Raw genomic sequence first — 24345 nt, 5'->3', positions numbered from 1 at the left:
ACTATCAGCCATGGACATTCGCCAGTGGGTTTTTCAGGACGGTGATTCGCTCGATGCCGGACTCGCCGCGTTGCAGGCCATCCAGCCCGATCTGGTGCTGGCCTTCGGCGCGCCAGGATTCATCGCCCAGCCCGGGCTCCGCGACCGGCTCGCCCAGGCCTTTCCCAAGGCCAGCCTGGCCGGTTGCAGTACCGCCGGCGAGATCGTCGGTGATCGGCTGGTGGTGGAAAACAGCGGCGTCCTGACCGCCCTGCATTTCGGCAAAGGCCGGGTGCGCCAGTCCGCCACCCACCTGGCCGACATGGCCGATTCGTTCGCCGCCGGTCAGCGGGTGGGCCAATCGTTGGCCGACCCTGAACTGCGCGGCGTCCTCTTGTTCGGCCCCGGCGTGGCGGTCAACGGCAGCTCCCTGGTGGCGGGCCTGGCTTCGGCGGTCGGCGACCAGGTGCCGATCAGCGGCGGCCTGGCCGGCGATGGCGGCGCCTTCCGCCAGACCTGGGTCCTGTCCTCGGCGGGCTGCGATTCCAGCGGCGTGGTCGCCATCGGCCTGTATGGCGAGGCCGTCCGGCTCTGCCACGGTTCGGCGGGGGGCTGGGAGTCTTTCGGCCCGGCCCGCCGGGTGACCCGCTGCGAGGGCAACATCCTCTATGAACTGGACGGCGAGCCGGCCTTGGCCATCTACAAACGCTACCTGGGCGAGTACGCCCGGGACCTGCCGGCCTCGGGCCTGCTCTTTCCGTTCTCCATGGCCCGCAACGACCAGACCGACCTGGGGCTGATCCGGACCATCCTGGGGGTGGACGAGGCCGCCGGCAGCCTGATCCTGGCTGGCGAGATCGACTCCCAGGGCTATCTCAAACTCATGCATGCCAAGACCGACGCCCTGGTGGACGGGGCCGAGCAGGCGGCCGGCCAGGCCCGGGAACAACTGCCCGACGGCACCGCTCCCCGCTTCGCCCTGCTGGTCAGCTGCGTCGGGCGCAAGCTGGTGATGGGAGGGCGGGTGGACGAAGAGGTGGAGGCGGTGGCCGACGTCCTCGGCCCCGGCACGGTCCTCGGCGGTTTCTATTCCTACGGCGAGATCAGCCCGAGCGAGCCCGGGGGCTGCTGCCAACTGCACAACCAGACCATGACCGTTACCCTGATCGGCGAAGCATGACCCACCGCCTGCTGTCCCGCCAGCTCAAGCGCTTTCTCGGCATCGACAGCCCGGAGCAGCTTGCCGCCATCCAGGAAGAATTGCTCAAGGTGGCGGCCCGGCCCGATGTGGAGGCCGGCAGCGCGGTGGCACTGGCGGGCCTTTCCAGCCTGTTCGAGGCGGTGGAGCAGGCCTACGAACAAAGCGACCGGGACTTGGCGCTGCGCACCCGCAGCCTGGAGATCAGCTCGGCCGAGCTGACCGCGGCCAACGCCCGCCTGGCTCAAGATCTGGCGGCGCGTCAGGAGACCATCGATTCCCTGCGCGAAATCGCCAACCACATGCTGCGCCAGACCGGGCTGCCCGCTATCAGCGCCCTGGACGGCAGCCTGGAGGCGCTGACCCAGCTGCTTTCCGACTTGGTGATGGAGCGGGAGGCCAACCAGAAGCAATTGCGCGACGCGCTTTCCAGTCTGGAGCAGCAGAAGTCGGCCCTGGACCAGCACGCCATCGTCAGCATCACCGACGTGGATGGCACCATCCTCTATGCCAACGACAGGTTCGTGGAAATCAGCGGCTACAGCCGGGCCGAAATGCTCGGCCAGAATCACCGCATCCTCAATTCCGGCCGCCATCCCAGAAAGTTCTTCACCGAATTGTGGAAGACGATTTCGTCCGGCCGGGTGTGGCGCGGCGACATCTGCAACCGGGCCAAGGATGGTAGCCGCTATTGGGTGACCGCCACCATCGTGCCCTTTCTCGACGGCATGGGCCGGCCTTACCAGTACGTGGCGATTCGCAACGACATCACTTCCCGCATCGCGGTTGAGGAAAAGCTCGATGCCCAGCTCCACTTCACTCAGGAGCTGGTCGAAAATATCCCGGTGCCGATCTACTTCAAGGACACGGAAGGGCGCTATCTCGGCTTCAACAAGGCGTTCGAGGAATTCTTCGGCCTCGAACGCAGCGAATGGATCGGCCGCCACGTGTACGACCTGTTGCCCCCCGAACTGGCCGAGTTCCACGCCAGCCGCGATCTGGAGCTGATGCGCACCCGCCAGCACCAGAGCTACGAAACCGAGGTGGTCACCCGCCAGGGTACGAAGCGCCACGCCTTTTACAGCAAGGCGCCCCTGACCAACCCGGACGGCAGTTCCCGGGGCATGGTCGGGACCATCATCGACATTTCCGAGCGCAAGCGCTGGGAGAGCGAAATCCTCCAGGCCAAGGAGGCGGCGGAGGCCGCCAACCGGATCAAGAGCGACTTCCTGGCTAACATGAGCCACGAAATCCGCACGCCGATGAATGGCATCATCGGCATGACCGAACTGACCCTGGATACGGAGCTGGATGCCGAGCAGCGCGAATACCTGGAGGCGGTGAAGCGTTCCGCCGATTCCCTGCTCACGGTGATCAACGACATCCTCGATTTTTCCAAGATCGAGGCCGGCAAGCTGGACGTGGAGTCCATTCCCTTCGACCTGGACCCGGTGGTGGCCGACGCCCTGCGCACCGTGGCCCTGCGCGCCGAGCAGAAGGGGCTGGAGCTGCTGGTGGACGTGGCTCCCGACGTGCCCGCCCGCCTGCTCGGGGACCCGGGGCGGCTGCGCCAGATCCTGCTCAATCTGCTCAGCAACGCCGTCAAGTTCACCGAGCGGGGTGAGGTGGTCCTGACGGTGACGACGGAGTGCCGTGAAGGCGATGCCGTACGGCTGCATTTCGCCGTGCGCGATTCGGGGGTCGGCATTGCCGCAGAGAAATGCCAGCTGATTTTCGAACCCTTCGCCCAGGAAGATTCCTCCACCACCCGCAACTATGGTGGCACCGGCCTGGGGCTGACGATCTGTAGCCGCCTCGTGGAGCTGATGGGGGGCCGCATCTGGGTGGAGAGCCAGGTGGGCAACGGCAGCACCTTCCGGTTCACCGTCCAGGCCCATTGCCTGCCTGGCACCCTCGAAACGCCGGATCTGCCGGATGGGTTGCGCGCCCTGGTAGCGGTGCACCACCCCGATCAGGCCCGCATTCTCCAGGGGCATCTCGCCCGCTGGGGAGCGGAGAGCCTGTGGGCCGGCAGCGATGCCGATCTCCTGCGCCTGGCCACCCGCGGGGAGGGGGGCGGCGGCGCCCTGCCTTTCGATCTATGCGTGCTGGACGTGGACCTGCCCCTGGCCCTGGGCCAGCCCCTGGCCGCCACCCTCACGGCGGCGGGCGTGGCGCCCGAGGCGGTGATCCTGCTCAGTCGGCCTTCCGCGCCGTCGGGGGGCGAACTGCGCGAGTGGGGCGCGCCCCTGGCCCTGGCCCGTCCGGCTACCGCGGGTGAACTCGGCCGGGCGCTGGTCCGCTGGATCGGCGGCGAGGAGTCCGGAACCCGGCCCGTCCGGGCATTGCACGTCCTGGTGGCTGAGGACCATCCCGTCAACCAACGCCTCATCACCAATTTGCTCGAACGGCTGGGGCATCGGGTGACCCTGGCCGAGAACGGCGAAGAGGCGGTGAACAAGACCCTGGCCGCCTGGGCTGCGGACGAGGCGCCGGACCTGGTGCTGATGGACGTGCAGATGCCCTGCCTGGGCGGGCTTGAGGCCACGGCCCGCATCCGGGCGGCCGAAGCCGAGGCTGGCAGGGGGCGGGTGCCCGTCTATGCCCTGTCTGCGGCGGCGGAGGATATTGATCGGGAGGCCGGCAATGCGGCCGGGCTGGATGGCTACCTGGGCAAGCCCCTCACCCGGGACGACCTGCTGGCCGTGCTGGCGGGCATTGCGGGTGAGGAGGTCGGGAGGGGGGGCATACCCATTCAGGGTGCGCGGCCCGAGAATTACGCCCGCCTGCTCGGCCAGATGGATGCGGACATCCTTTCCATCATCGGCGACGTGTTCCTCGACCAGGCACCCAGGGATACGGCGGCCTTGAAGGCGGCCCTGGCCGCCAGCGATTGGAAGACCCTGTCCCGGGTGGCCCACACCATCAAGGGTAGTGTGGCCAATTTCGGCAACGGGGCGGTGGTGCGCCAAGCGGCAGCCCTGGAGGAGGCGGCGGCGGCAGGGATGGCCGATCCGGCCCGGGTCGAGGAACTGGCGGCCGAACTGGAACGCTTCTGCTCGGCCCTGAGGGAATTTCTGGCGGTTTCGTCCGCCTGAGGCGGATCAGTCGATGCCCAGGGCGCGAATCAGGGCGTCCCGGGTGATTGGCTTGATCAGGAGTTCGCTGAAGCCGGCTTCCATGATCTGGACCTTTTCGCCGGGGAAGGCGTGGGCGGTGTAAGCGACGATGTGCAGGCCCTCGCCGTCCCGTTCCTTGCGCAGGGTCTGGCAGACCTCGGTGCCGCTCATGTCCGGCATGCTCACGTCGAGCAGCACGTGCCGGATGTCCGGGTTCTGGCGCATCTTGTCCAAGGCCTCCTGGCCGCAGGAGGCCTCTTCCACGTCCACGCCCAGCTTGCGCAGGATGGCGCTGGGCAGCATGCGGTTGACGTCTTGGTCGTCGACTACCAGTACTTTCATGATGAAGAATCCTTCCCGGCGGGCAGGTCGCCGAGGGTGAAATAGAACTCGCTGCCCTGGCCCAGGGCCGAGTGCAGTTCGAGGCGGCCGCCCATCAGTTCGACCAGCTGGCGCGACAGGGACAGGCCGAGGCCGGTCCCGCCGTGCTTGCGGGTGATGAAGGTTTCGGCCTGGCGGAATTTCTCGAAGATGATGCCGTGATGCTCCGGCGCGATCCCCGGCCCGGTGTCGATGACCGAGAAGCGGATGCCTCCGGGGGCGCGCCGTGCGCGCAGTTCGACCCGACCCTGGTCGGTGAACTTGAGGGCGTTGTGCACCAGGTTGTTGAGTACCTGCATCAGGCGGGAATTGTCGCAGCGCAGGGTGGGCGGCGCGTCGTCGTCCACCGCCAACTCGAACTCCAGCCCCTTCTGCTGGGCAGTGGGCAGGTGGGCCAGGTAGATCTGTTGCAGCAGGGCCCGGCAGTCCACGTCGCTGGGAAAGAGTTCGAGCCGTCCGGCTTCGATCTTGGATTGATCGAGGATCGAATTGACCAGCCCGAGCAGGTGGTTGCCGCTGTCCAGGATGGTGCCGGCAAAACCTTGCAGCGATTGGTCGTCCACCGAATCCTGCAGCAGTTCGGCATAGCCGATGATGCCGTTGAGCGGCGTGCGCAGCTCGTGGGACATGGAGGCGAGGAACTCGGACTTGAGCCGGTTGGCCTCTTCGGCCTCTTCCCGGCTTCGGTTGAGCTGGTTGAGCAGGCGAGAGGAAGAGATGGCGAAGGCCAGGATGAGCAGAGTCATCACGATGGCGAAGGCGATATAGGACTGACGACGGGCGTAAAAATCGCCCAGGGCTTCGTCGGCGCTGACGCCGACGATCACCACCAGCGGATAGTCGGGCAGGCGGCGAAAGGCGAGAAAGCGGTTGATGTGGTCGATCTTGCTGGCACGCTCGTAGATACCCTGGTTGGCATCGGCCAGTAGCTTGAATACGGCGGAATCGCCGATGTTCTGGCCCACGTCGGCGTTTTCGCCGGACTTGCGGGCGCGCACCACGCCGTCCAGGCCCACCAGGGCGATCACGCCGTCCTTGCCCAGATTCACGTCGCCGTAGAGGCCGGTGAAGTAGTAGGGGTCCACCGATACCACCACCACACCACCGAAGCTGCCGTCGGGCTTGTTGATGCGCCGGGTCATCTGGATCGACCACTTGCCCGAGGCACGGCCCAGGACGGGCTTGCTGATGAACAGCTGGTTGGTGTCCGCTTTCTTGTGCACCAGGAAGTGCTCCCGGTCCGACAGGTCCATGACCTTGTGGTTGGGGATGTTGGACAGGATGTACATGCCGTGCTCGTCGATCACCCCCAGCTGGTTGAACAGGGTGGTGATGATCATCCCTTCATGGGCATAGTCCTGAATGTCCACCTTGCCGTGATTGCGCTCGTACTGAAACTTGAGGAACAGCACCGCCTGGTCCACGCTCTTCAGGGTGCGCAGGGTGTGCTCTTCGAGGGAACGGGCCAGGTTGATGTTGGTCTGGTTGATGTCCGCGATTTCCAGCTGCTTCTCGCTGGTGACTTTGTAGAGGATGGCCGTCCACAGCAGCACCAGCAGCAGGATGGCGAAGCCCCAGATCAGGCGCGGGATGCGCGTCCGGTTCTGGCGGGCGGTCGGGGCGGCGAGGTGGGTGGTGGACATGCGCCGGTGGGGGCGGAATCAGCGGGCGGTCAGATAGAGGGCGATAGGATGCGGGCACTAGAAGCAAGGCATGCCATGTTGCGCTATGGTAATGAAAAATGCCGCCAAAATGCCGTGAGGAATTCGGCATTTTCCTGCCGGGCGCACCGATTGCTGTGCTGCCTGTCCGCCCCCTGACTTTTTGATCGTCATGTCCGCTTTGCCCCGTCTTGCCATCGACCGGCTCCAGCCCGGTGTCTTCATTTCCCTGGGGGATCTGGGCTGGATTCACCATCCCTTCCTGCTCAACGCCTTTCGCATCGTCAGCGACAAGCAAATCCAGGTATTGCACGGCCTGGGCCTGACCGAGGTCACCTGGGACCCGGCCCGCAGCACCGCCGAACCCCTGCCGGTCACGGCCAGGGGGGAAAACGGCGCGGGTGAGGGGGCGGGCGAGGAGGACATGGATTTTGCTGCCGCCGCCCTGGCCGGCATGCTCGACGAGAAACAACGCCGCATCGAGCGGGTGCGCGCCCAGCGGGACGTGTTCGCCCGGCGGGAGCGGGAATACGAGAGCGAGGCGGCGTCCATCGCCGACATCCTGCGCACCTTCGCCGCCCGGCCGGCGGATGCCCACGGCGACGCCTCGGCCCTGGTGGGGCGAGTGGTGGATGGGCTGATGGATGCCCCCAGCGTGGCCATCCACCTGGTCAACCAGAAAAGCCGGGACAGTGGCCTGGCCTTCCATTCCCTCAACGTCATGGTGCTGACCCTGCTGCTTGGCAAGGCCGTGGGGCTGACCGCCGAGGAAATGCGCCAGGCCGGCCTGGGGGCGCTGCTCCACGACGCGGGCAAGGGCGAGATTCCGCCGCGCATCCTGCGCACTCCCCAGCGCACGCCGCCGGAGGAGGAGTTCTACCGGGCCCACATCGGCTACGGCATCAAGGCCGTGGCCGGGGCGCGCAACCTGTCGGTAGCGGCCAAGAACGTGATTGCCTGCCACCACGAGCGCTGGGACGGCACGGGTTTTCCCAACAAGCTGGCCGGCGAGCGCATCCCCCGCCTGGCCCGGGTGGTGGCCATCGCCAACCGCTACGACAACCTGTGCAACCCCTACGACGTCAAGCGCGCCCTGACCCCGGCGGAGGCCCTGGCCCAGCTGTTCAAGAAAGAGGCGGCCCACTTCGACCCGGACCTGTTGCAGCGCTTCATCAAGACCATGGGAGTCTATCCGCCGGGCAGCTTCGTGGCCCTGTCCAACGGCGCCACCGGTCTGGTGATCGAGACCGATCCGGCCCGGCTGCTGTCGCCCACGGTGATGCTCCACGACGCCGAAATTCCGCGCAGCGAGGCCCTGGTGATGGACCTGAAGGAGGCCGAACTGGCGATCGAAGCGGTGGTCAGCCCGGCCAGCCTGCCCCTGGCGGTGGTGGAATACTTGGCGCCCCGGGGACGGGTCGATTACTACGTGGAAGGTTCGGCCTGATCCGAGTCGGGGCGGCGTCGCCACGCCGTTAGTACCGCAGCCCGGAACGCCGCGCCAGTCGCGGCGTTCGAGCATGGTGGCCTGGAGATCCGCGCCTGGCTTGGCGTTTGAAGGGGGCTGCCCGGAGATGCCCTACTGGCGCGGGGTTTGCATCAGGTGGCCGTCGCAGCCTTCCCGACATCCTTGCGGTTGCCCCATGAAAAAAGCCCCGCCGGGTTGGCGGGGCTTTTTCGTTGCGCTTGCGCTCAGTTGGCTGGCTTGCCCGGCGCGGTGGCGTTGGCCGCCACCGGTGCCGGGGGCTGGGCCTCCGGATTGCGCGGGGTGCCGTCCTGCCAGCCGCCGCCGAGAGCCTTGAACAGGTCCACCGTGGCGCTCAGGCGCGCCTGGCGGGCCGAGATCAGGTCCACCTGGGCGTCATTGGAAGTGCGCTGGGCGTCGAGCACTTCCAGGAAGGGCGAGTAGCCCGACTTGTAGCGCAGCTGGGCCAGGTCCAGGGACTTCTTCGCGGCGTCGTAGCGGGTCTGCTGGGCGGACTCGTTCTCGCCGGCTTCGCGCAGGTTGATCAGGGCGTCGTTGACCTCCTTGAAGGCGCTCTGCACCGCCTTCTGGTAAGTCGCCACCGCCTGCTTCTGCCGCGCCGTGGCCTGGTCGAGCCGGGCCATGTACTTGCCGGCGGCGAAGATCGGCATGTTCACCCCGGCGCCGTAGGACCAGATGCGGCCCGGCGAGGTGAACAGGTTGGACAGGGTCTCGCTTTCGCTGCCGAAGAGGCCGGTGAGCGAAATGGTGGGGAACAGGGCGGCCTTGGCCACGCCGATCTGGGCGTTGGCCGACACCAGCAGTTCCTCCGCCTGGCGCAGGTCGGGGCGCGCCTCCAGCAGGGTGGAGGGCAACCCGGCGGGGGGCACCGGCGGCTGGGGCAGGACGCGCAGGTCACCCTCGCCAATCGCCAGGTCGCCCACGCCGGTGAGCAGGGCGAGCAGGTGCAGGGACAGGGCGCGCTGGCGGCGCAGGGTGGACATCTGGGCCTGGATGGCGGCCCGGTTGGTTTCCGCCTGCTGCACGTCCAGAGCCGAGGCCAGGCCGCCGCGCTGGCGGCTGCGGGCGATGTCCAGGGCCTCTTCGCGGCTCTTCAGGGTTTCCCGGGCGGCGACCAGCTGGGCGTCGTAGGTGCGCAGGCTGAGGTAGGCCTGGGCCACCTGGCCGGCCAGGGTGAGTTGCACCGTGTCGCGGTTGTAGCGGTTGGCCAGGGCCTGGGCCCGGGCCGCCTCGCTGGCGCGGCGCAGCTTGCCCCACACGTCGAGCTCGAAGGAGGTGTTGAGCACCGCCTTGTGGTCGGTGTAGACCGGGTCCATGCCCGCGGGGATGGGGGAGTAGGTGACCCCGCTGGCCCGGGTGCGGACGCTGTTGGCCTGGGCACCGATTTCCGGGAAGAAGGCGGCGCGGGCCTCGCGCACCAGGCCCTCGCTCTCTTCCAGCCGCGCCACCGCCAGCAGCAGGTCGGTGTTGTACTGGAAGGCCTTGTCCATCAGGCCGTCGAGGGTCGGGTCCTGGAACAGCTTCCACCATTCCTGCTGCACGGCGGCGGAGCGCGCCAGCGGCACCGCGTCGGATTCGCTGAAGCGGTCCGGCAGGGTGCTGTCGGGACGCCGGTAGTCGGGGCCCACCGCGCACCCCGCCAGCAGCAGGGCGGCGGAGAGGGTGGCGGCCAGGGTTTTCAGTTCAGGGCGTTGCATTACTGGCCCTCCTTGTCGGAGGCCTCGGTCGGCTTGGCCTCGTCGGCTTCCAGTTGATGATGGGGGTGGTGGCCGGCGGGGCGGCGCATCTTGCCTCGGGACAGCCAGCTGAAGAACATGGGGATGAAGATGGTGGCGATGAAGGTCGCCGCCAGCATCCCGCCGAACACGCCGGTACCCATGGACTTGCGGGCTGCGGCGCCGGCGCCGGTAGCCTTGACCAGGGGGAACACGCCCAGGATGAAGGCCATGGAGGTCATGACGATGGGGCGGAAGCGCAGGCGGGCGCCTTCTTCGGCGGCCTCCAGCACGCCCATGCCCTCGGCCCGTTTCTGGGCGGCGAATTCGACGATCAGGATCGCGTTCTTCGCCGCCAGGCCGATCAGCACCACCAGGCCGATCTGGAAGTAGATGTCGTTGGGCATGCCGCGGATCATCACCGCCGCCAGAGCGCCGAACAGAGCGAAGGGCACGGCCATGATCACCGCCAGGGGCAGGGTCCACTTTTCGTACTGGGCCGCCAGGATCAGGAACACCATGATGATGCCGAAGCCGAAAGCCACGGCGGAGGTGGTGCCGGTGCGCTTTTCCTGGAAGGCCTGGCCGGTCCAGGCCAGTTCGTAGCCCGCGGGCAGGGTTTCCTTGGCCACTTCCTCGACGATGCGGATGGCGTCGCCGGTACTGATGTTGGGCTGGGAGTTGCCCATCACCTTGGCGGCGAGGAAGCCGTTGAAGCGTTCCAGCTGCTCCGGACCCACTACCGACTTGACCTTGATCAGGGCCGAGATGGGCACCGCGGCGCCGCTGTTGGCGCGCACATAGACCTTGCCCAGATCCTCCGGCTTGGCGCGGTAGGCGGCGTCGGACTGGAGCTGGACCCGGTAGGTGCGGCCGTTCAGGTTGAAGTCGTTCACGTACAGGGTGCCGATGGCGGCTTGCAGCGTCTGGTAGACGTCGCTCACCGAAATACCCATCGAGATGGCCTTGGACTCGTTGACCTCAACGTAGATCTGCGGCGAGGTGGGGCGGAAGAAGGTGTTGATGCCGGTCAGCTCGGGGCGCTTCTTCAGGGCGTCCATGAACTGCTGGATCACGCCGGCCAGCTTTTGCGGGCTGGAATCGCCCCGGGCCTGGATATAGGCCTCGAAGCCGCCGGCGGAACCCAGGCCGCGGATGGCGGGCGGGTTGAACACGATGCCCAGGCCGTCCGGCAGCATCATGCCCATGCCGGTGAACTTCTTGGCCAGGTCGTCGGCCACCTCGGTCCGTTCCTTCCAATCCTTGAGCGGGATGAACACGGTACCGGCGTTGGACTTCATGCCGCCGCCGATGATGTCGTTACCGGCGATGACGAAGACCTTATCGACCGAGTCGTCCTGCTTGATCATGGTCTGGAACTGCTCGCCGGTGGTGCGGGTGCGCTGCAGGCTGGCGCCGTCGGGCAGCATCAGGGCGCTGATCAGGTAGCCCTGGTCTTCCGCCGGCACGAAGCCGCCGGGAACGGCGCGGAACATGAAGACGCTGCCGCCGACGATGATCACGCAGGCCACGGTGCCGATGATGCGGTGGTGCAGGGTTTTGTTGACCGTGGTGGTGTAGCTCTTGGTGAGCCGCTCGAAAGCCCGGTTGAAGGGCTTGAAGAAGGGCACTTCCTCGTGCTTTTCCTTGAGCAGCAGGGCGCACAGGGCCGGGGTCAGGGTCAGGGCCACGACGCCGGAGATGGTCACCGAGATGGCCACGGTCACGGCGAACTGCTGGTACAGCTTGCCGGCGATGCCGCCGAGGAAGGCCACCGGGATGAACACCGCGCACAGCACCAGGACGATGGCCACCACGGCGCTGGAGACCTCGCGCATGGCTTCGATGGCCGCCTCCTTGGGCTTCATCTTCTCTTCCCAGATGAGGCGCTCGACGTTTTCCAGCACCACGATGGCGTCGTCCACCACGATACCGATGGCCAGCACCATGGCGAACAGGGTCAGGGTGTTGATGGAGAAGCCGAACAGCCACAGGCCGGCGAAGGTACCGATCAGGGAGACGGGCACGGCCACCAGGGGAATCAGGGTGGCGCGCCAGTTCTGCAGGAAGACGAACACCACCACGGCCACCAGGACCAGGGCTTCGATCAGGGTGTGGACCACCTCATTGATCGAGGCCTGGACGAACTTGGTGGTGTCGAAGGGGATCACGTAGTCCATGCCGCTGGGGAACTTTTCCTTCAGTTCCTCCATGCGCTTCTTCACCTTCTCGGCCACGTCCAGGGCGTTGGCGCCGGATTGCAGGAAGATGCTGACGCCGATCACCGGCTTGCCGAGCAGGGTGGTGGAGGCGTCGTAGTTCTGGGCGCCCAGTTCCACGCGCGCCACGTCCTTCAGGTACAGGGCGCCCTTGGGGCCGTCGGCGCGGACAACGATGTTGCCGAACTCTTCCGGGGTGGTCAGGCGTCCCTTGGCGGTCACCGTATAGACCAGCTGCTGGCCGGTGGGGGCGGGTTCCTGGCCGATCTTGCCGGCGGCGTTCTGCTTGTTCTGCGCGGCGATGGCATTGGCGATCTCGGTGGTGGTCACCCCCAGTTGGGCCATCCGGTCGGGCAGCAGCCAGATCCGCATCGAGTAGTCCAGGGCGCCGAAGATTTGCGCGTCGCCCACGCCGGGGATGCGCTTCAGGTCATCGAGAATGTTGACCAGGGCGTAGTTGGACAGAAAGAGCAGGGTGCGGCTGTTGTCCGGCGAGGTGACGGTGGCCACCAGCAGGATGTCGTTGGAGCGCTTGGCCACGGTCACGCCGAACTGGCGCACCACGTCCGGCAGGCGCGGCTCGGCGATCTTGACCCGGTTGTTGACGTTCACCGTGGCCATGTCGATGTCGGTGCCGACCTCGAAGTTGGCGGTGATGGTCAGGGTGCCGTTGGCCGAGGCGGTGGAATTGAAGTACATCAGGTTTTCAATCCCCGACAGCTGCTCCTCGATGGGGCCGGCCACGGTCTTGGTCAGGGTCTCGGCGGAAGCGCCGGGATAGGAGGCGGAAATGATCACCGTCGGCGGCGCGATTTCCGGGTACTGGGCAATCGGCAACCCGCGGGCGGCCATGATGCCCGCGATGACGATGATGATCGAGATGACCGAGGCGAAGATCGGCCTATTGATGAAAAAGCGTGACATGAGGGTCGATTCCCTTTCTCGCGCTGCTTACTGCTTGCCTTGGGCGGCAGGCTGGGCAGGCGTCTTGGCCTCGTCGGCGGCGGGAGCCTTGGCGGCTGGCGCCGCGGCGCCCTTGCCCGCGGCGGGGCCTTGCTCGGCCTGGGGACCGTGGGGGGCCACCGGGGTGCCTGGGCGGGCCTTCATCAGGTTATCCACGATCACCTTGTCGCCGGCCTTCAGGCCGCCGGTGATGACCCAGTCCTTGCCGCGCCATTCGGCGGTCTGTACCGGACGCGGGGCGACCTTGCTCTCGGCGTCCACCACCATCACCAGGCGGGCTTGCTCGGTTTGCAGGACGGCGGCCTGGGGCACCAGGAAGACGCCTTCCCGGTTGCCGGTGAGCAGGCGCACTCGGACGAACTGGCCGGGCAGCAGCTTGCCGTCGGCGTTGTCGAATTCGGCGCGTAGCTGTTGGGTGCCCAGGGTGGTGTCGATATTGGAGGCGAGGAAGTTGATCTTGCCCTGCTTCTCGTAGACGGTGCCGTCGGGCAGGATCAGCTGGACGCCGGTGACCGTGCCGGGCTTGACCTGGCCGCCGGGCAGGGCGGCGACGTCGGACTCGGAGAGGCCGAAGCGCACCCACATCGGGTTGGTCTGGAAGATGGAGGTGAGCAGGCTGGCGTCGCTGGTGTTGATCAGGTTGCCGTCCGACTTCACCGCCCGGCCGGAAACGCCGGCGACAGGGGCGGTGACGGTGGTCCACGACAGGTTCAGCTGGGCCTGGCGCAGGTTGGCCTGGGCGATGGCGTGGTTGGACGCGGCATCGTCGTATTCCTTCTGGCTCACTGCCTGCTGGCCGATCAGGCCCTTGAGGCGGGCTTCTTCCCGGGCGGCCTGGTCGGCCTTGGCCTTGGCGTCGGCCAGGGCGATTTCATAGGGGGCCGGGTCGATCTGGAAGAGGGGCTGGCCGGCCTTGACCGGGGCACCTTCCTGGTAGAGCCGCTTGAGCAGGATGCCGCCCACCCGGGCGCGCACTTCGGTTTCCTTGGCGCCTTCGGTCTGGGCGGTGACTTCGACGGACACCGGGAGGTTCTGGGGTTGGACTTCGAGCACTGTCACCGGCAGTCCGCCCGGGGGCATGCCGCCCCCGGCGCCGGCCTCGGTTCCTGATTTGGAACAGGCGACGGCCAAGGCCGCGGTAACGGCCAGTACCCCAACCCGCAGGGTTTGGCGGGCGATCCACGAGTTCTTATGGTCTTGCATGGAATTCTCCGTTGGAGGCGTAACGGTGCTATTATATACAGCCATGGTTGTATGTAAATTGCACCCAGCATCCGTTTTGTAAATTTTTACAGGTAGCCATGGCCCGCAAAACCAAAGCCGAAGCCGAACGGACGCGCCAGCAGATCATCGATGCTGCACGGCAGGTGTTCCACGCCCACGGCGTGATCCGGTCTTCCCTCGAAAAAGTCGCCCAAGCCGCTGGCGTGACGCGTGGGGCAGTATATTGGCATTTTGCCAACAAGGCCGAGCTGTTCACGGCCATGCGCGAGCATTCCCACACCCTGATCGAACCGGCCGACCGGCTCGTTCTATCCGAGGATTTCGCCGATCCCCTCGACGCCGTGGAACAGTCCATGCTGGCCTTCTTCCGCGTTCTCGAAGAGTCGGAGGAACTGCGCCAGATCTTCGAGATCATGTCCCTGCGCTGCGAGTACGTGGACGAATTCGCCCCCGTACTGCATGAAGTGAACGGCCCCTGCCTGGAGTTCCTTGGCAAGCTCGAGATCGCTTATGCCCGTGCCCGGGAAAAGGGCACCCTGCGCGAAGGCATGAGCCCCGAGGCCCTGGCGCTCGATACCATTTCCTTCACCTCCGGCGTGTTCAACAACTGGCTCTCCAGCCAGCCCGGCGACCGGCTGCGCACCGAAGTGCCGGCCATGATCCGCACCCACATCGCGTTGCGCCGCCGGTAAAGCGGCCAGACTCGACAAAAGGCTTTGACTAATCCGGGAAGTTTGCTACTATGCGCGCCTTCCACACGGAGAGGTGGATGAGTGGTTTAAGTCGCACGCCTGGAAAGCGTGTTTAGGGTAATACCCTAACGCGGGTTCGAATCCCGCCCTCTCCGCCAAGATTAAAAGGCCCGTAAGTTGCAAAACAACTTACGGGCCTTTTGCTTTTCGGGCGTTTGACTCACCCGGGCCCGGTTACTGGATTGGTTGTCCCGGTGATGCCGGTGACCCAGAATGGATTGGGTATTTCTGGATCGGCGTGTCCTCCCAGCCGATTCTTGGCGATGACCGCCGGCTTGCCGTAGTGGCTCTGACGCCGACGATGGCCCAATGGTCCGGCTAAGGGCATAGCCCATCAATCTGCATCGGCCGATAGGCCCGGTACCTGCCACGGCCCCCCTCAGGTCACGCAAGTCCATGGCGATCTTGCGTCAGCCATCAAACCCATCGCTTTCCCACCACGACTGTCTGATCAGTCCCAAGAGCCATTGGTTGCCTTTGCCCCGGGTGGAAACGGCTCGGCGTGCCAAGCGCAGTAACCGCCCGGACGCGCTGCCGTCATCATCTGGCACCGCCGCCGCACGGGATGCCGCTCTTCCCCGGCTTGATGAAGGTCTGCCTTACCGGGGCTCCTTGGCAGAGTAGGTGGTGCCTTTTGCAGGATGTTCATATGGTGGTGCAGGCCACCCCACCATCGCCTGCGGCTCTCGACGGTGCGCGGGTTATGTTTCGGCAATCCACACTGATTAATTACGCCGATGTCGTTTAATATGCCGCCCGTATTGCCGCTTCCAGGCCGATTGCCGGCATTCGATGGCCCCCGCAGGGCAGTGCCCGCCCATCGCCTCGGAAACCCTTTGCCAACCCATTCTTATTGCCATGATGACGCACGCCCTCCTGCGCCAGACCGCCCATGCCGTATGCACCACCGCCATTCTGTTGTGCACGCTGAACACCTCGAATGCCCGGGCCGCAGCTTGCCCCACCTCTTGGAACACCCGCGACTACATTGACGCCTCCTGCACCGCCGACACTTCCATCGACTGGACCGGCGGCACCATGTGGGTCGGCTACAACGGGCCTGGCGTCAACGTCGGCGGTAGTGCCGATCCCACCCTTGTCGTCCGGGAGGGGCAGACTGTCAGTTCCATAATCCTGGCCAATCGCGTCACCTGGAACTCACTGACTAATTACGGCGAAATGAGCAGCGTCAACGTTGCCGGATCGAGCCGGATGGAAACCTTCATCAACCTGGGCCACATGCGTACCGGGGTGCAGGTATCCGGCTTCGCCAGCATCGGCACCGTCGTCAATCTGGGGACCATGGCTTCCTCTGTCCTACACCCGGACCTCAATATCATTACGGGCGGCAACGGTGGCGGCACCATTGAAAACCTCATCAATGCCCAATCCGGCCTGACCCTTGGCGGCTACTACGATGGCATCTATCTGGAAGCCGGCACCATTCCCACCCGGTACTTCACCTACTTCAGCACCCCCGGCAGTTTCGGCACCATCCAGTTCAAATACCTCGGTGCCTATAACCTGAATACCTACGGCTTGCGTATCGCCCCCAACACCAGCTACGTCACCGGCACCTACGCGGGAGTGATCACCGCCGATCAGCGGCTGAACATCACCAACCTGGAAGCCATCAGCGGCATCAAGTACAAGTTGGTGGACCGCAATGGGGATGGCCGCACCTGGGACCTGGTATTGCAGACCATCTCACCCACGCGCTACTCCGATCCGGCCCGGGCTCAGGGCAACAGCACAGCAGTCTCTGTCGGGCGGTTGATCGAAAACAACGCAACACTCGGTGCCATCTTCGACGGTGCCAATCTCATCACCGACCGGCACATCAACACTGCCATTTCCCAGAGCCTCCCGCTGTTCAACGGTGCCGGCGCCCGGGTAGCACACAGCGTCATGGGGGACATCAGCCGGGTCGTGCAATCCCGTCTCGACGCCCAGCGCGGCCTGGCTTCCGGCGACGATGCCGTGGGGAGGCAGGTATGGATGAAGTTCTTCGGTTCCTGGGCCCATCAGAATGACCGGGAAAGTATTTCCGGCTTCAGTGCCGAGACCAGCGGCATGACCATCGGCACTGACCGCATGGTCAGCGACTCCCTACGCCTGGGGGCGCATTCTCGTACGCACAGGCCAACGTGAACAGCAACGCCAGCATGGCGCCCCAAAGCGCCAAGATTTCCTTATTCCAGTTGGCCGCTTACGGGAATCTGGCCCTGGATGAAAGCACCGACCTCCGCTTCCAACTGGGAGCGGGCAGAAACAACAACAAAAGCACGCGCAACGTCGCTTTCGTCGGCGACATCGCCAGCGCTCGCTACGACAGCACGACCCTGTACCTGGGAACGGCCCTGTCACGCACCATTGCCCTTGGGGCGCGGACCACGCTGACCCCCTCGCTACGCGCCGACTACGCCCGCGTCCGGGACGAGGGCTATCAGGAATCCGGCGCCGGCCCGCTCAACCTGTCCGTTCAGGGGCGTACCGCCGAGCAACTGTTGCTCGGCGTGGATACCAAGCTGGGCTACCGGCTGGACAAGCGCAGCAGCCTCAGCGCCAATGCCGGCATTGCCTACGATGCGCTGGCCAAACGGGACAATCTGGTTGCGGCCTTTGCCTCCGTCCCCGATACGACCTTCATCGCCACCGGTGCGAAGCCTCAGCCCTGGTCCCTGCGGGGGGGCGTGGGGTACGCCTATACCACCGACGGCGGCACGGAAATCAATCTTCGCTACGATGCCGACGTGCGCCAGGGGTTCCTCAACCAGACCGCATCCCTCAAGGCACTCTGGATGTTCTAGCCGCGCATTTGCTCGGCACCGCCGTTTCCTGGCGGCGCCCTGTTTCATTCCCGCAGAAAAAAGCCCTTGGCAATCCCAAGGGCTTTTTTCATGGGGTTATCCCACTTGCCTCGTGCTTAGGCGCTCATGGCCACGGGCGGGTGGTTTTTTGCCAGGTAGGCGTTTATGGCCTCCGCCGGCATGGGGCGGGCGAAGTGGTAGCCCTGGGCCTCGTCGCAGCCGAAGTGGCGCAGCAGTTCCAGGGTGTCTTCGGTTTCGACGCCTTCGGCGATGGTGCGCAGGCCCAGGCTATGGGCCATCTGGACGATGGCGCGGATGATGGCGGCGTCGTCGGAATCCGGGGTCAGGTCGCGGACGAAGGATTGGTCGATCTTCAGCTTGTCCACCGCGAAACGCTTCAGGTAGGACAGGCTGGAGTAGCCGGTGCCGAAGTCGTCGATGGAGAACTTGACGCCGTGGCGCTTGAGTTCGCGCACGATGGCGAACACGCTGTCGGTGCCCTGGAGCAGGATCGACTCGGTCAGTTCCAACTCCAGCCATTCCGGGGGTAGGCCCGAGGCCTCCAGGGCGCGCATCACCGTCTGCTCCACGTTGCCGCGGCGGAACTGGATGGCCGAGAGGTTGACCGCCACGACCAGGGGCGGCAGCCCGGCGCGCCGCCAGCGGGCGCCCTGGCGGCAGGCTTCTTCGATGACCCATTCGCCCATGGGTACGATCAGGCCGCTGTCCTCGGCCACGGCGATGAAGCGGCCTGGGGCGAGCAGGCCCAGGTCCGGGTGCTGCCAGCGGATCAGGGCTTCGACGCCGATCACCGCGCCGCTGGCCAAGTCGATCTGGGGCTGGTAATGCAGCACGAACTGCTTTTGTTCCAAGGCCCGGCGCAGGCCGTTGCGCAGGGCCAGGTTGGCGACCGCCTCGGTGCTCATGGATTCGTCGAAGAACCGGTAGGCGTTGCGTCCCGCCTCCTTGGCGGTGTACATGGCGGTTTCGGCCTTTTGCAGCAGGGCGTCGAAAGTCTGGCCGTCGTCCGGGTAGAGGGCGATGCCGATGGAGGCCGACAGGGCGATTTCGGTATCGCCCAAGAGGATCGGGGCCTGGATGCCCTCCATGATCTGGGCCAGGGGGGGCGTGCAGTCCTCGCGGTTGTCGAGGCCGGACAGAACCATCACGAACTCGTCGCCGCTCTGGCGGCTGATGGTGTCGGTGTTGTGCAGGCTGGCCTTCAGTTTGGCTGCCAGGGTCTTGAGCAGGTCGTCGCTGGCCGAGTGGCCGAGGGAATCGTTGATCGCCTTGAAGTTGTCCAGGTCCAGGAACAGCAGGGCCACCTTGGTGCCGCTCCGGCCGGCCCAGACCATGGCCTGTTCGAGCCGGTCCTGGAGCAGCATGCGGTTGGGCAGGCCGGTCAGGGCGTCGTGGTAGGCCAGGTACTCGACCCGGTTTTCCGCCGCCTGGCGCTCGGCGATGGCGACTTCGAGGCGCCGGTAGGGCTCGCGCACGCTGGCGACGAAGATCGCCCGGTAGATGAACAGGTAGGCGACGATCTTGTACAGGTGGCCGACCAGGCTGAACAGGTCGTACACATTGGTGTACAGGGTGAAGCACAGTTCGCTCAGGATGCCGATCAGGCAGGCAGCGAACAGGTTGGCTGCATCGCAGGGAGCCTTGGCCCGGTGCAGGCGGTGGAAGCGCCAGGCCGCCAGGGCCAGGATGGCGATGATGCCGAACTCGGCGCCGACCTTGAACGGGGTCAGGCCCTGGCCGGGGACGAAGGTGAGGGGCCAGACCTCGGGCCAGTACAGTTGCAGGACGAACACGGCACCGGTGGCCGCAAGCACGCCGGCCAACAGGCGGTAGCGGGATTCGCTGCGGCGCAGCGGCGTCCACGGCCGCAGGGCGGCGGTCAGCAGGGCCAGGGCCGCCAGCAGGCGGGCGGTGAGCCAAAAGTCGATGGCCTTGCCCGGGGAGGCGGGAGTGACCAGGTCTGGCATGCCCTGGTAGGAGAGGGCATGGCCGAAATCGAGCAGACCCACGCCGAGAAAGGCGCAGGCCAGAATCAGGATGTTGCCGGCCCGCTCCCGGGCGTAGGCGTTCCAGGCCACGGCGAACACCAGCATGGCCACGATCACCGCGAAGATTTCGGAGACGGTATGCAGCGCCAGAGGAAAGAGGCCGTGGCTGCGCTTGACCCCTTCCAGGGGCAGCAGCCAGAGCGCCAGCAGCACCAGGGCCAGGCCGGTGAGCAGGGGCCAGGGCAGGCGGGAAGAGGGGCGGCCGGCCGCGCAGGTGGCAGCGGTGAGGGAATCGGGTGGGCTGGTGGTCATGGGTGGCGCCGCATGTTCTTCGTTCTGAGAACGCTCCCGTCATGGGAGCGGACCGGCCGGTTCGGCCCGATGGGGCCAGTTTGGCACAGTCCGTCACCAAATGCCGGGCGAATTTCGGCTAGCATTCCCGGGCAGGTCCAGCCTCGATTGGCGTCGCATCCATTGCCTTCACCATGGACGGCGCTGCCGGCATTTTTCGGCATGGGCCTGAGGAGGGCGGGTCCGCCGCGCCTCCGGCCTCCGGGACGGCCCGGAGCGTGCTGATCGTCTGGGGACGGCCCCGTGTGAGGATTGTCCCCATGTCGTTTCTCCCCCTGCTTTCCATTCCCATGGCCTGGACCGTGCTGGTGGCGGCCGCCCTGTGCGAGGTGGCCTGGGCCATCGGCCTCAAGTACACCGACGGGTTCACCCGCCTGGCGCCTTCCGTCCTGACCCTGGCGGCCATGGCCGTCAGCGTGATTCTACTGGGCTGGGCTGCCCGTACCCTGCCGATCGGCACCGCCTATGCGGTGTGGACCGGTCTGGGGGCGGCGGGCACGGTGCTGCTCGGCATCCTGCTGTTCGGCGAACCCCTGACCGTCCTGCGCATGCTCTGCGTGGCCCTCATCCTCGGCGGGGTGCTCGGCCTCAAGTTCGGCTGAGACCTGGCGTCTGAAAGGGCGTCGCCCCGGCGTCGGGGCGGCTTGAAATCCGCCGCTTCGGCCGCATATATGAGCATATTCTGATTGACCGGAGACGCTCATGTCCGCCACCGCTTCCGCCCTGCACGCCGTCTGCCCGTCCTGCGGCGCCATCAACCGCATCGCCGCCGAACGGATTGGCGAAGGGCCCGCCTGCGGCCAGTGCAAGGCACCGTTGCTGCCGGGGGAACCCGTCGCCCTGGGGGCCGGCGCCGTCGATTTCGAGCGTTACGTTGGCCGTTCCGACCAGCCGGTGCTGGTGGATTTCTGGGCGGCTTGGTGCGGCCCCTGCCGGGCCATGGCTCCGGCCTTCGCGGCGGCGGCCCGGCGGACCCCGGGCGTGCGGTTCGCCAAGGTGGATACCGAGGCCAACCAGGCCCTGGCGGCGCGCTTCGCCATCCGCAGCATTCCCACCCTGATCCTGTTCAAGGGCGGACGGGAGGTGGCGCGCCAGTCCGGCGCCCTGTCCGTCGAGCAGATCGAGACCTGGCTGCGCCAAGCGGGGAGCGCCTGAAAGCCCGTGGCACGGCGGTGCTGCCCGCCGGGGCCGTGTTTGCAATTGCTTGCAGTTGATTACGCGAATGGCGGGAAAGCGGGTCAACGTTTCCCCATGGCCGTGCGTCAAATAGGAACCACTGACAGAGGAGGTTCCGGCCATGAAACGAATTCTTTCCGCCCTGATCCTGAGCGCTGCGGCCGCAGCGACGCCGGCCCTGGCCGACGTGGGCGTTTCGGTGAGCGTGGGCGATCCCGGGTTCTACGGCCGCATCGACATCGGCAACTACCCGGCCCCGGCGCTCGTCTATCCCCAGCCGATGATCATCCAGCGCGGTCCGTCCCTGCCGCCCCCCGTCTACCTGTATGTGCCGCCCTGGCAGGCCCGCGACTGGCGGCGTTACTGCTACCAGTACAACGCCTGCGGCCGGCCGGTCTATTTCGTCCAGGAGCGCTGGTACAACAACGTCTATGTGCCGCGTTACCGGGAAATGCACCGGGATCGCCATTGGGACGACCGCCGTGGCCCGGGACCGGGCCGTGGCTGGGACGGGGATCGGGGCCACGACCATGATCGCGGCTATGACCGCGACCGGGGCCGGCGCGACTGATCGTTAGCCTGCCGCGTCCGGCAAGGGTTGGCCGGGCGCTACCCCACGCGTCCATCACCGGGGGAGCCGCGAGGCTCCCCTTCGGTTTGCCTCGGCCTTCCTTGCGGCCGCTTGCCGCCCTGGCGCCCTACGTCCGCCGGTAGGCCGCCTCGCCCAGGATGTGGGTGGCCCGCACCGCCCGGTCGTCGCCGAGCAGCATCAGGGCGAAGAGGATTTCCCCGGCGGCAGCCGCCAGGTCGCCCCCGGCCCGTTCCAGGGCCCGGGCGCAGCGCCGGGCCAGCACCGGCGTGGCCTCGGGGTCGAGCACCACGAAATCCGCCTCCTTGCCGGTCTCGAAGTTGCCGATCAGGCCGTCCAGCCCCAGGGCCCGGGCGCCGGCCAGGGTGGCTAGGTAGAAGCCGCGCCAGGGGCTGAGGCTCTGCCCCTGCAACTGCAACACCCCGTAGGCCGAGGCCAGGGTGCGCAGCAGCGAGTAGGAGGTGCCGGCCCCCACGTCGCTGCCCAGGCCCACCGTGACGCCAGCCTCTTGCGCCCGGGCCAGGTCGAACAGGCCGCTACCGAGAAATTCGTTGGACGTCGGGCAAAAGGCGATGGCGGTGCCGGTGGCCGCCAGCCGGGCCCGGTCGGCGTCGTCCAGGTGGATGCCGTGGGCGTAGACGCAGCCCGGGCCGAGCAGGCCGTGGCGCTCATAGACGTCCAGATAGCTGCGCGCTTCCGGGTACAGCTCCCGCACCCAGGCCACTTCGGCCCGGTTTTCCGCCACGTGGGACTGTACCGCCAGGCCGGGCACCTCCCGACGCAATCCGCCCAGCCAGGCCAGTTGTGCCGGCGTCGAGGCCGGGGCGAAGCGGGGGGTGAGGATGTAGCGCAGTCGGCCGTGGCAGTGCCAGCGGGCGATCAGCCGCTCGGTGGCGGCCCGGCCCAGGTCGGGGCCGTCGCGTAGGGCCTCGGGGCAGAAGCGGTTCATCGCCACCTTGCCGCAGGCGATGCGCAGCCGGCGCCGGGCCGCCTCGGCGAACACCGCCTCGGTGGCGCCCTCGTGCACCGTGGGAAAGATGCAGGCGCTGGTGGTGCCGTGGGCGGCCAGTTGGTCGAAGAAGAAGGCGGAGGCCGCCGCCGCGTGGTCCGGGTCGGCGAAGCAGGTTTCCTCGGGGAAGGTGTAGCGCTCCAGCCAGTCGAGCAGCTGGCTGCCGTGGGAGGCGATCACGTCCACCTGGGCGGCGTGGATGTGGGTATCCACGAAGCCCGGCACGATCAGGCCGGTGCCCCAGTCGTGACGGCGGGCGTCGGGGTAGCGGGCGGCGAGCACTGCCGCCGGGCCCCGGTCCGCCACGCGTCCGCCTTCCACGGCCAGGGCGCCCTGGGGGATGAATTCCCAGGCGGCCGGGTCTGGGGCTTCATTCTCTTTGGAGTCCGGGTCGTCGAGGCAGTGGAAGAGGGTGCCGAGGTGCAGGTCCATGGTGTGGCGCCGCGCGGGCGGCTGGCGAGGAGTTGGCGGGAGGTATGGGGGCCATTGTCGCCGCCGCCGTCAAAAAGCGCAGCCCCGCCAGGGGCGGGGCTGCGGATGAAGGGAAAAAACAGGGCGTATCGTCGACAGCGGTGGTGCTACCTCTCAGGACAGCACCTGCTGAACGCGCTGGTTCTGTCCTTCGTTTTCCAGCTGCTGGTTGTAGTAGGCGATGTAGCGCGCCCGGGACGTGGCGGAAACCGGCGCAGGGCTGTCCGACGCCGTGGGGGCGCGGGTCGTCGCCTGGGCGGGCTGGACGAAGTCGCCCAGGTGGCTGCTGGCGATCAGGGCCGCGTAAAGGGGCGTGTCCAGGATGCTTTGGGTCTGGGCCACGGGGTCGGAAAGCAGGTTCTGTAGCGCCTGGGTCGCCTGGGAGGCGAGCAGGTCGGCGGTGGCGGAGTCGCTGGGCGTCGCGGTGGTGGCCGCCAACTCCTGGGCGGTGGTCTGGTTGTCGGCGAGGCTGGTAGCCAGTTGCGCCGTGGTGGTGGCCTGGGTCGAAGGCGCTCCGGCGGCGGAGTTTTGCTGGGAGGCGGCGTTGGCGGCCGCCGCCGCGGCCGGCACCGTCGTCGTCGGGAGTTGAACCGCCGGCTGGCTTGCAGCCAGCAGGTCTTCGAGGGGGCTGGTCGTGTCGAGCAGGGGGCTGGCGCTGGCCAGTCCGGCTTGCAGCAGGAGCACGTCCGAGGTCAGGGATGAGCTTTCCCCTACCGGCAGGACCGCGGCGGCGGTGAGCAGGGCGGCGTTGTCCTGGGATTGGGTGCTGGTGGCGAGTTGGTTTTCGAAGGCGGTTGCCTGGGCGGCCAGGGCGCTCGTTGCCTGGGACACCAGGGCGGCGGCGTTGTCAGGATTGGCGGCGATGGCCGTTTCCAGCGTCGTATCGGCCAGGCTGGCGGCGGTGAGGGCGTCTGGCGAGACGGTGGGGCTCGCGCCCAGCACGCCGTTGATCAGCAGCGAGGCATAAGGGGTGGTGCCGCTACCCTGATCCGTGGCGGCGATGTCGCTCAGGCTTTGCTGCAACAGGCTGCCGTCGTTGCCACTCTGGCTGTCGCCGGCGGCGGCGAGCAGCCCCGCCGCCGATAAGTCCACGATCGCGCTCGGGCTGTAGTCGAGCGTGGCTTGCGGCAAGGAGGCGTCCGCACTGGTTCCTACCGTGGCCGGTATGAGCGCCGTGAGGCGAGGCGTCGCGGCAAAGCCGGCAACTCCGGTGGTGAGCGAAACATCCATGGC

At 66.7% G+C, this 24345-nt stretch carries 15 protein-coding genes, 1 tRNA gene and 1 pseudogene; 9 read left to right on the top strand and 8 right to left on the bottom strand.

What is annotated here, in order from left to right:
* The first annotated feature begins 10 nt into the window (after positions 1-10).
* Positions 11-1159: an FIST signal transduction protein gene (locus V7Z98_RS15650; RefSeq protein WP_293264614.1), complete on the top strand. Its 1149-nt coding sequence runs from the start codon at positions 11-13 to the stop codon at positions 1157-1159.
* Complete coding sequence (locus V7Z98_RS15645) at positions 1156-4275, top strand: PAS domain S-box protein (RefSeq protein ID WP_334159005.1); 3120 nt, start codon at positions 1156-1158, stop codon at positions 4273-4275. The genes V7Z98_RS15650 and V7Z98_RS15645 overlap by 4 nt, the downstream gene beginning before the upstream one ends.
* Before the next feature lie 6 nt (positions 4276-4281).
* Here V7Z98_RS15645 and V7Z98_RS15640 read toward each other — a convergent pair whose 3' ends face one another.
* Together V7Z98_RS15640 and V7Z98_RS15635 are read right to left on the bottom strand one after the other, a co-directional pair.
* Positions 4282-4638 (bottom strand): response regulator, encoded by a 357-nt coding sequence (locus V7Z98_RS15640; RefSeq protein ID WP_293264610.1) that lies wholly within the window; start codon positions 4636-4638, stop codon positions 4282-4284.
* Positions 4635-6320 carry a sensor histidine kinase gene (locus V7Z98_RS15635; RefSeq protein WP_334159004.1) on the bottom strand — a complete coding sequence of 562 codons (1686 nt, stop codon included), beginning with the start codon at positions 6318-6320 and terminating at the stop codon, positions 4635-4637. Before V7Z98_RS15635 ends, V7Z98_RS15640 begins: the two co-directional genes overlap by 4 nt.
* Before the next feature lie 190 nt (positions 6321-6510).
* Between V7Z98_RS15635 and V7Z98_RS15630 the strand changes: the two genes are divergently transcribed.
* Positions 6511-7785, top strand: coding sequence for an HD-GYP domain-containing protein (locus V7Z98_RS15630; RefSeq protein WP_334159003.1), 1275 nt, complete (start codon positions 6511-6513; stop codon positions 7783-7785).
* Positions 7786-8030: 245 nt separating this feature from the next.
* Here V7Z98_RS15630 and V7Z98_RS15625 read toward each other — a convergent pair whose 3' ends face one another.
* From V7Z98_RS15625 to V7Z98_RS15615, 3 genes are read right to left on the bottom strand one after another with little or no spacing between them, the layout of a single operon-like run.
* Positions 8031-9521: an efflux transporter outer membrane subunit gene (locus V7Z98_RS15625; protein ID WP_334159002.1), complete on the bottom strand. Its 1491-nt coding sequence runs from the start codon at positions 9519-9521 to the stop codon at positions 8031-8033.
* Entirely contained in the window at positions 9521-12682 is a 3162-nt protein-coding gene (locus V7Z98_RS15620) for an efflux RND transporter permease subunit (RefSeq protein ID WP_334159001.1), read from the bottom strand. Before V7Z98_RS15620 ends, V7Z98_RS15625 begins: the two co-directional genes overlap by 1 nt.
* A gap of 27 nt (positions 12683-12709) precedes the next feature.
* Entirely contained in the window at positions 12710-13924 is a 1215-nt protein-coding gene (locus V7Z98_RS15615; RefSeq protein ID WP_334159000.1) for an efflux RND transporter periplasmic adaptor subunit, read from the bottom strand.
* Positions 13925-14022: 98 nt separating this feature from the next.
* Between V7Z98_RS15615 and V7Z98_RS15610 the strand changes: the two genes are divergently transcribed.
* From V7Z98_RS15610 to V7Z98_RS17910, 3 genes and pseudogenes are all read left to right on the top strand, one after another.
* Positions 14023-14637, top strand: a complete 615-nt coding sequence (locus V7Z98_RS15610) for a TetR family transcriptional regulator (RefSeq protein WP_293264598.1) — start codon at positions 14023-14025, stop codon at positions 14635-14637.
* 67 nt (positions 14638-14704) lie between these two features.
* A tRNA-Ser gene (locus tag V7Z98_RS15605) sits at positions 14705-14795 on the top strand.
* Between the two features lie 694 nt (positions 14796-15489).
* Positions 15490-17507: pseudogene (locus V7Z98_RS17910) on the top strand (autotransporter outer membrane beta-barrel domain-containing protein).
* 116 nt (positions 17508-17623) lie between these two features.
* On the opposite strand, the gene V7Z98_RS15590 reads toward V7Z98_RS17910, so the two are convergent.
* The gene (locus tag V7Z98_RS15590; protein ID WP_334158997.1) at positions 17624-19828 is read right to left on the bottom strand and encodes a putative bifunctional diguanylate cyclase/phosphodiesterase; all 2205 of its coding nucleotides are present in this window, start codon (positions 19826-19828) and stop codon (positions 17624-17626) included.
* A gap of 299 nt (positions 19829-20127) precedes the next feature.
* Here V7Z98_RS15590 and sugE point away from each other — a divergent pair, with 299 nt between their 5' ends.
* From sugE to V7Z98_RS15575, 3 genes are all read left to right on the top strand, one after another.
* Positions 20128-20469, top strand: coding sequence for a quaternary ammonium compound efflux SMR transporter SugE (gene sugE / locus V7Z98_RS15585; protein WP_293264592.1), 342 nt, complete (start codon positions 20128-20130; stop codon positions 20467-20469).
* A gap of 100 nt (positions 20470-20569) precedes the next feature.
* Complete coding sequence (gene trxC / locus V7Z98_RS15580; protein ID WP_293264590.1) at positions 20570-21022, top strand: thioredoxin TrxC; 453 nt, start codon at positions 20570-20572, stop codon at positions 21020-21022.
* A 142-nt stretch (positions 21023-21164) separates the two neighbouring features.
* Positions 21165-21614, top strand: coding sequence for a hypothetical protein (locus V7Z98_RS15575; protein WP_293264588.1), 450 nt, complete (start codon positions 21165-21167; stop codon positions 21612-21614).
* 127 nt (positions 21615-21741) lie between these two features.
* Here the strand turns inward: V7Z98_RS15575 and guaD are convergent, their stop codons facing one another.
* A complete protein-coding gene (gene guaD, locus V7Z98_RS15570; protein ID WP_334158996.1) occupies positions 21742-23073 on the bottom strand; it encodes a guanine deaminase in 1332 nt (443 codons plus the stop codon).
* A gap of 153 nt (positions 23074-23226) precedes the next feature.
* On the bottom strand, positions 23227-24243 hold the full coding sequence (locus V7Z98_RS15565; protein WP_334158995.1) for a hypothetical protein: 1017 nt from the start codon (positions 24241-24243) through the stop codon (positions 23227-23229).
* Positions 24244-24345: the final 102 nt, after the last annotated feature.

It is taken from the genome of Oryzomicrobium sp. (genome assembly GCF_036820405.1).
Taxonomy (GTDB): Bacteria; Pseudomonadota; Gammaproteobacteria; order Burkholderiales; family Rhodocyclaceae; genus Oryzomicrobium.
This window is presented reverse-complemented; position numbering and strand designations above follow the sequence as displayed.

What these genes read in the sequence shown, in the direction of transcription:
- V7Z98_RS15615 (WP_334159000.1), bottom strand. Translation starts at nt 13,924, where the DNA reads ATGCAAGACCATAAGAACTCGTGGATCGCCCGCCAAACCCTGCGGGTT.
- V7Z98_RS15630 (WP_334159003.1), top strand. Translation starts at nt 6,511, where the DNA reads ATGTCCGCTTTGCCCCGTCTTGCCATCGACCGGCTCCAGCCCGGTGTC.
- sugE (WP_293264592.1), top strand. Translation starts at nt 20,128, where the DNA reads ATGTCGTTTCTCCCCCTGCTTTCCATTCCCATGGCCTGGACCGTGCTG.
- V7Z98_RS15575 (WP_293264588.1), top strand. Translation starts at nt 21,165, where the DNA reads ATGAAACGAATTCTTTCCGCCCTGATCCTGAGCGCTGCGGCCGCAGCG.
- V7Z98_RS15610 (WP_293264598.1), top strand. Translation starts at nt 14,023, where the DNA reads ATGGCCCGCAAAACCAAAGCCGAAGCCGAACGGACGCGCCAGCAGATC.
- guaD (WP_334158996.1), bottom strand. Translation starts at nt 23,073, where the DNA reads ATGGACCTGCACCTCGGCACCCTCTTCCACTGCCTCGACGACCCGGAC.
- trxC (WP_293264590.1), top strand. Translation starts at nt 20,570, where the DNA reads ATGTCCGCCACCGCTTCCGCCCTGCACGCCGTCTGCCCGTCCTGCGGC.
- V7Z98_RS15645 (WP_334159005.1), top strand. Translation starts at nt 1,156, where the DNA reads ATGACCCACCGCCTGCTGTCCCGCCAGCTCAAGCGCTTTCTCGGCATC.
- V7Z98_RS15590 (WP_334158997.1), bottom strand. Translation starts at nt 19,828, where the DNA reads ATGACCACCAGCCCACCCGATTCCCTCACCGCTGCCACCTGCGCGGCC.
- V7Z98_RS15640 (WP_293264610.1), bottom strand. Translation starts at nt 4,638, where the DNA reads ATGAAAGTACTGGTAGTCGACGACCAAGACGTCAACCGCATGCTGCCC.
- V7Z98_RS15635 (WP_334159004.1), bottom strand. Translation starts at nt 6,320, where the DNA reads ATGTCCACCACCCACCTCGCCGCCCCGACCGCCCGCCAGAACCGGACG.
- V7Z98_RS15620 (WP_334159001.1), bottom strand. Translation starts at nt 12,682, where the DNA reads ATGTCACGCTTTTTCATCAATAGGCCGATCTTCGCCTCGGTCATCTCG.
- V7Z98_RS15625 (WP_334159002.1), bottom strand. Translation starts at nt 9,521, where the DNA reads ATGCAACGCCCTGAACTGAAAACCCTGGCCGCCACCCTCTCCGCCGCC.
- V7Z98_RS15650 (WP_293264614.1), top strand. Translation starts at nt 11, where the DNA reads ATGGACATTCGCCAGTGGGTTTTTCAGGACGGTGATTCGCTCGATGCC.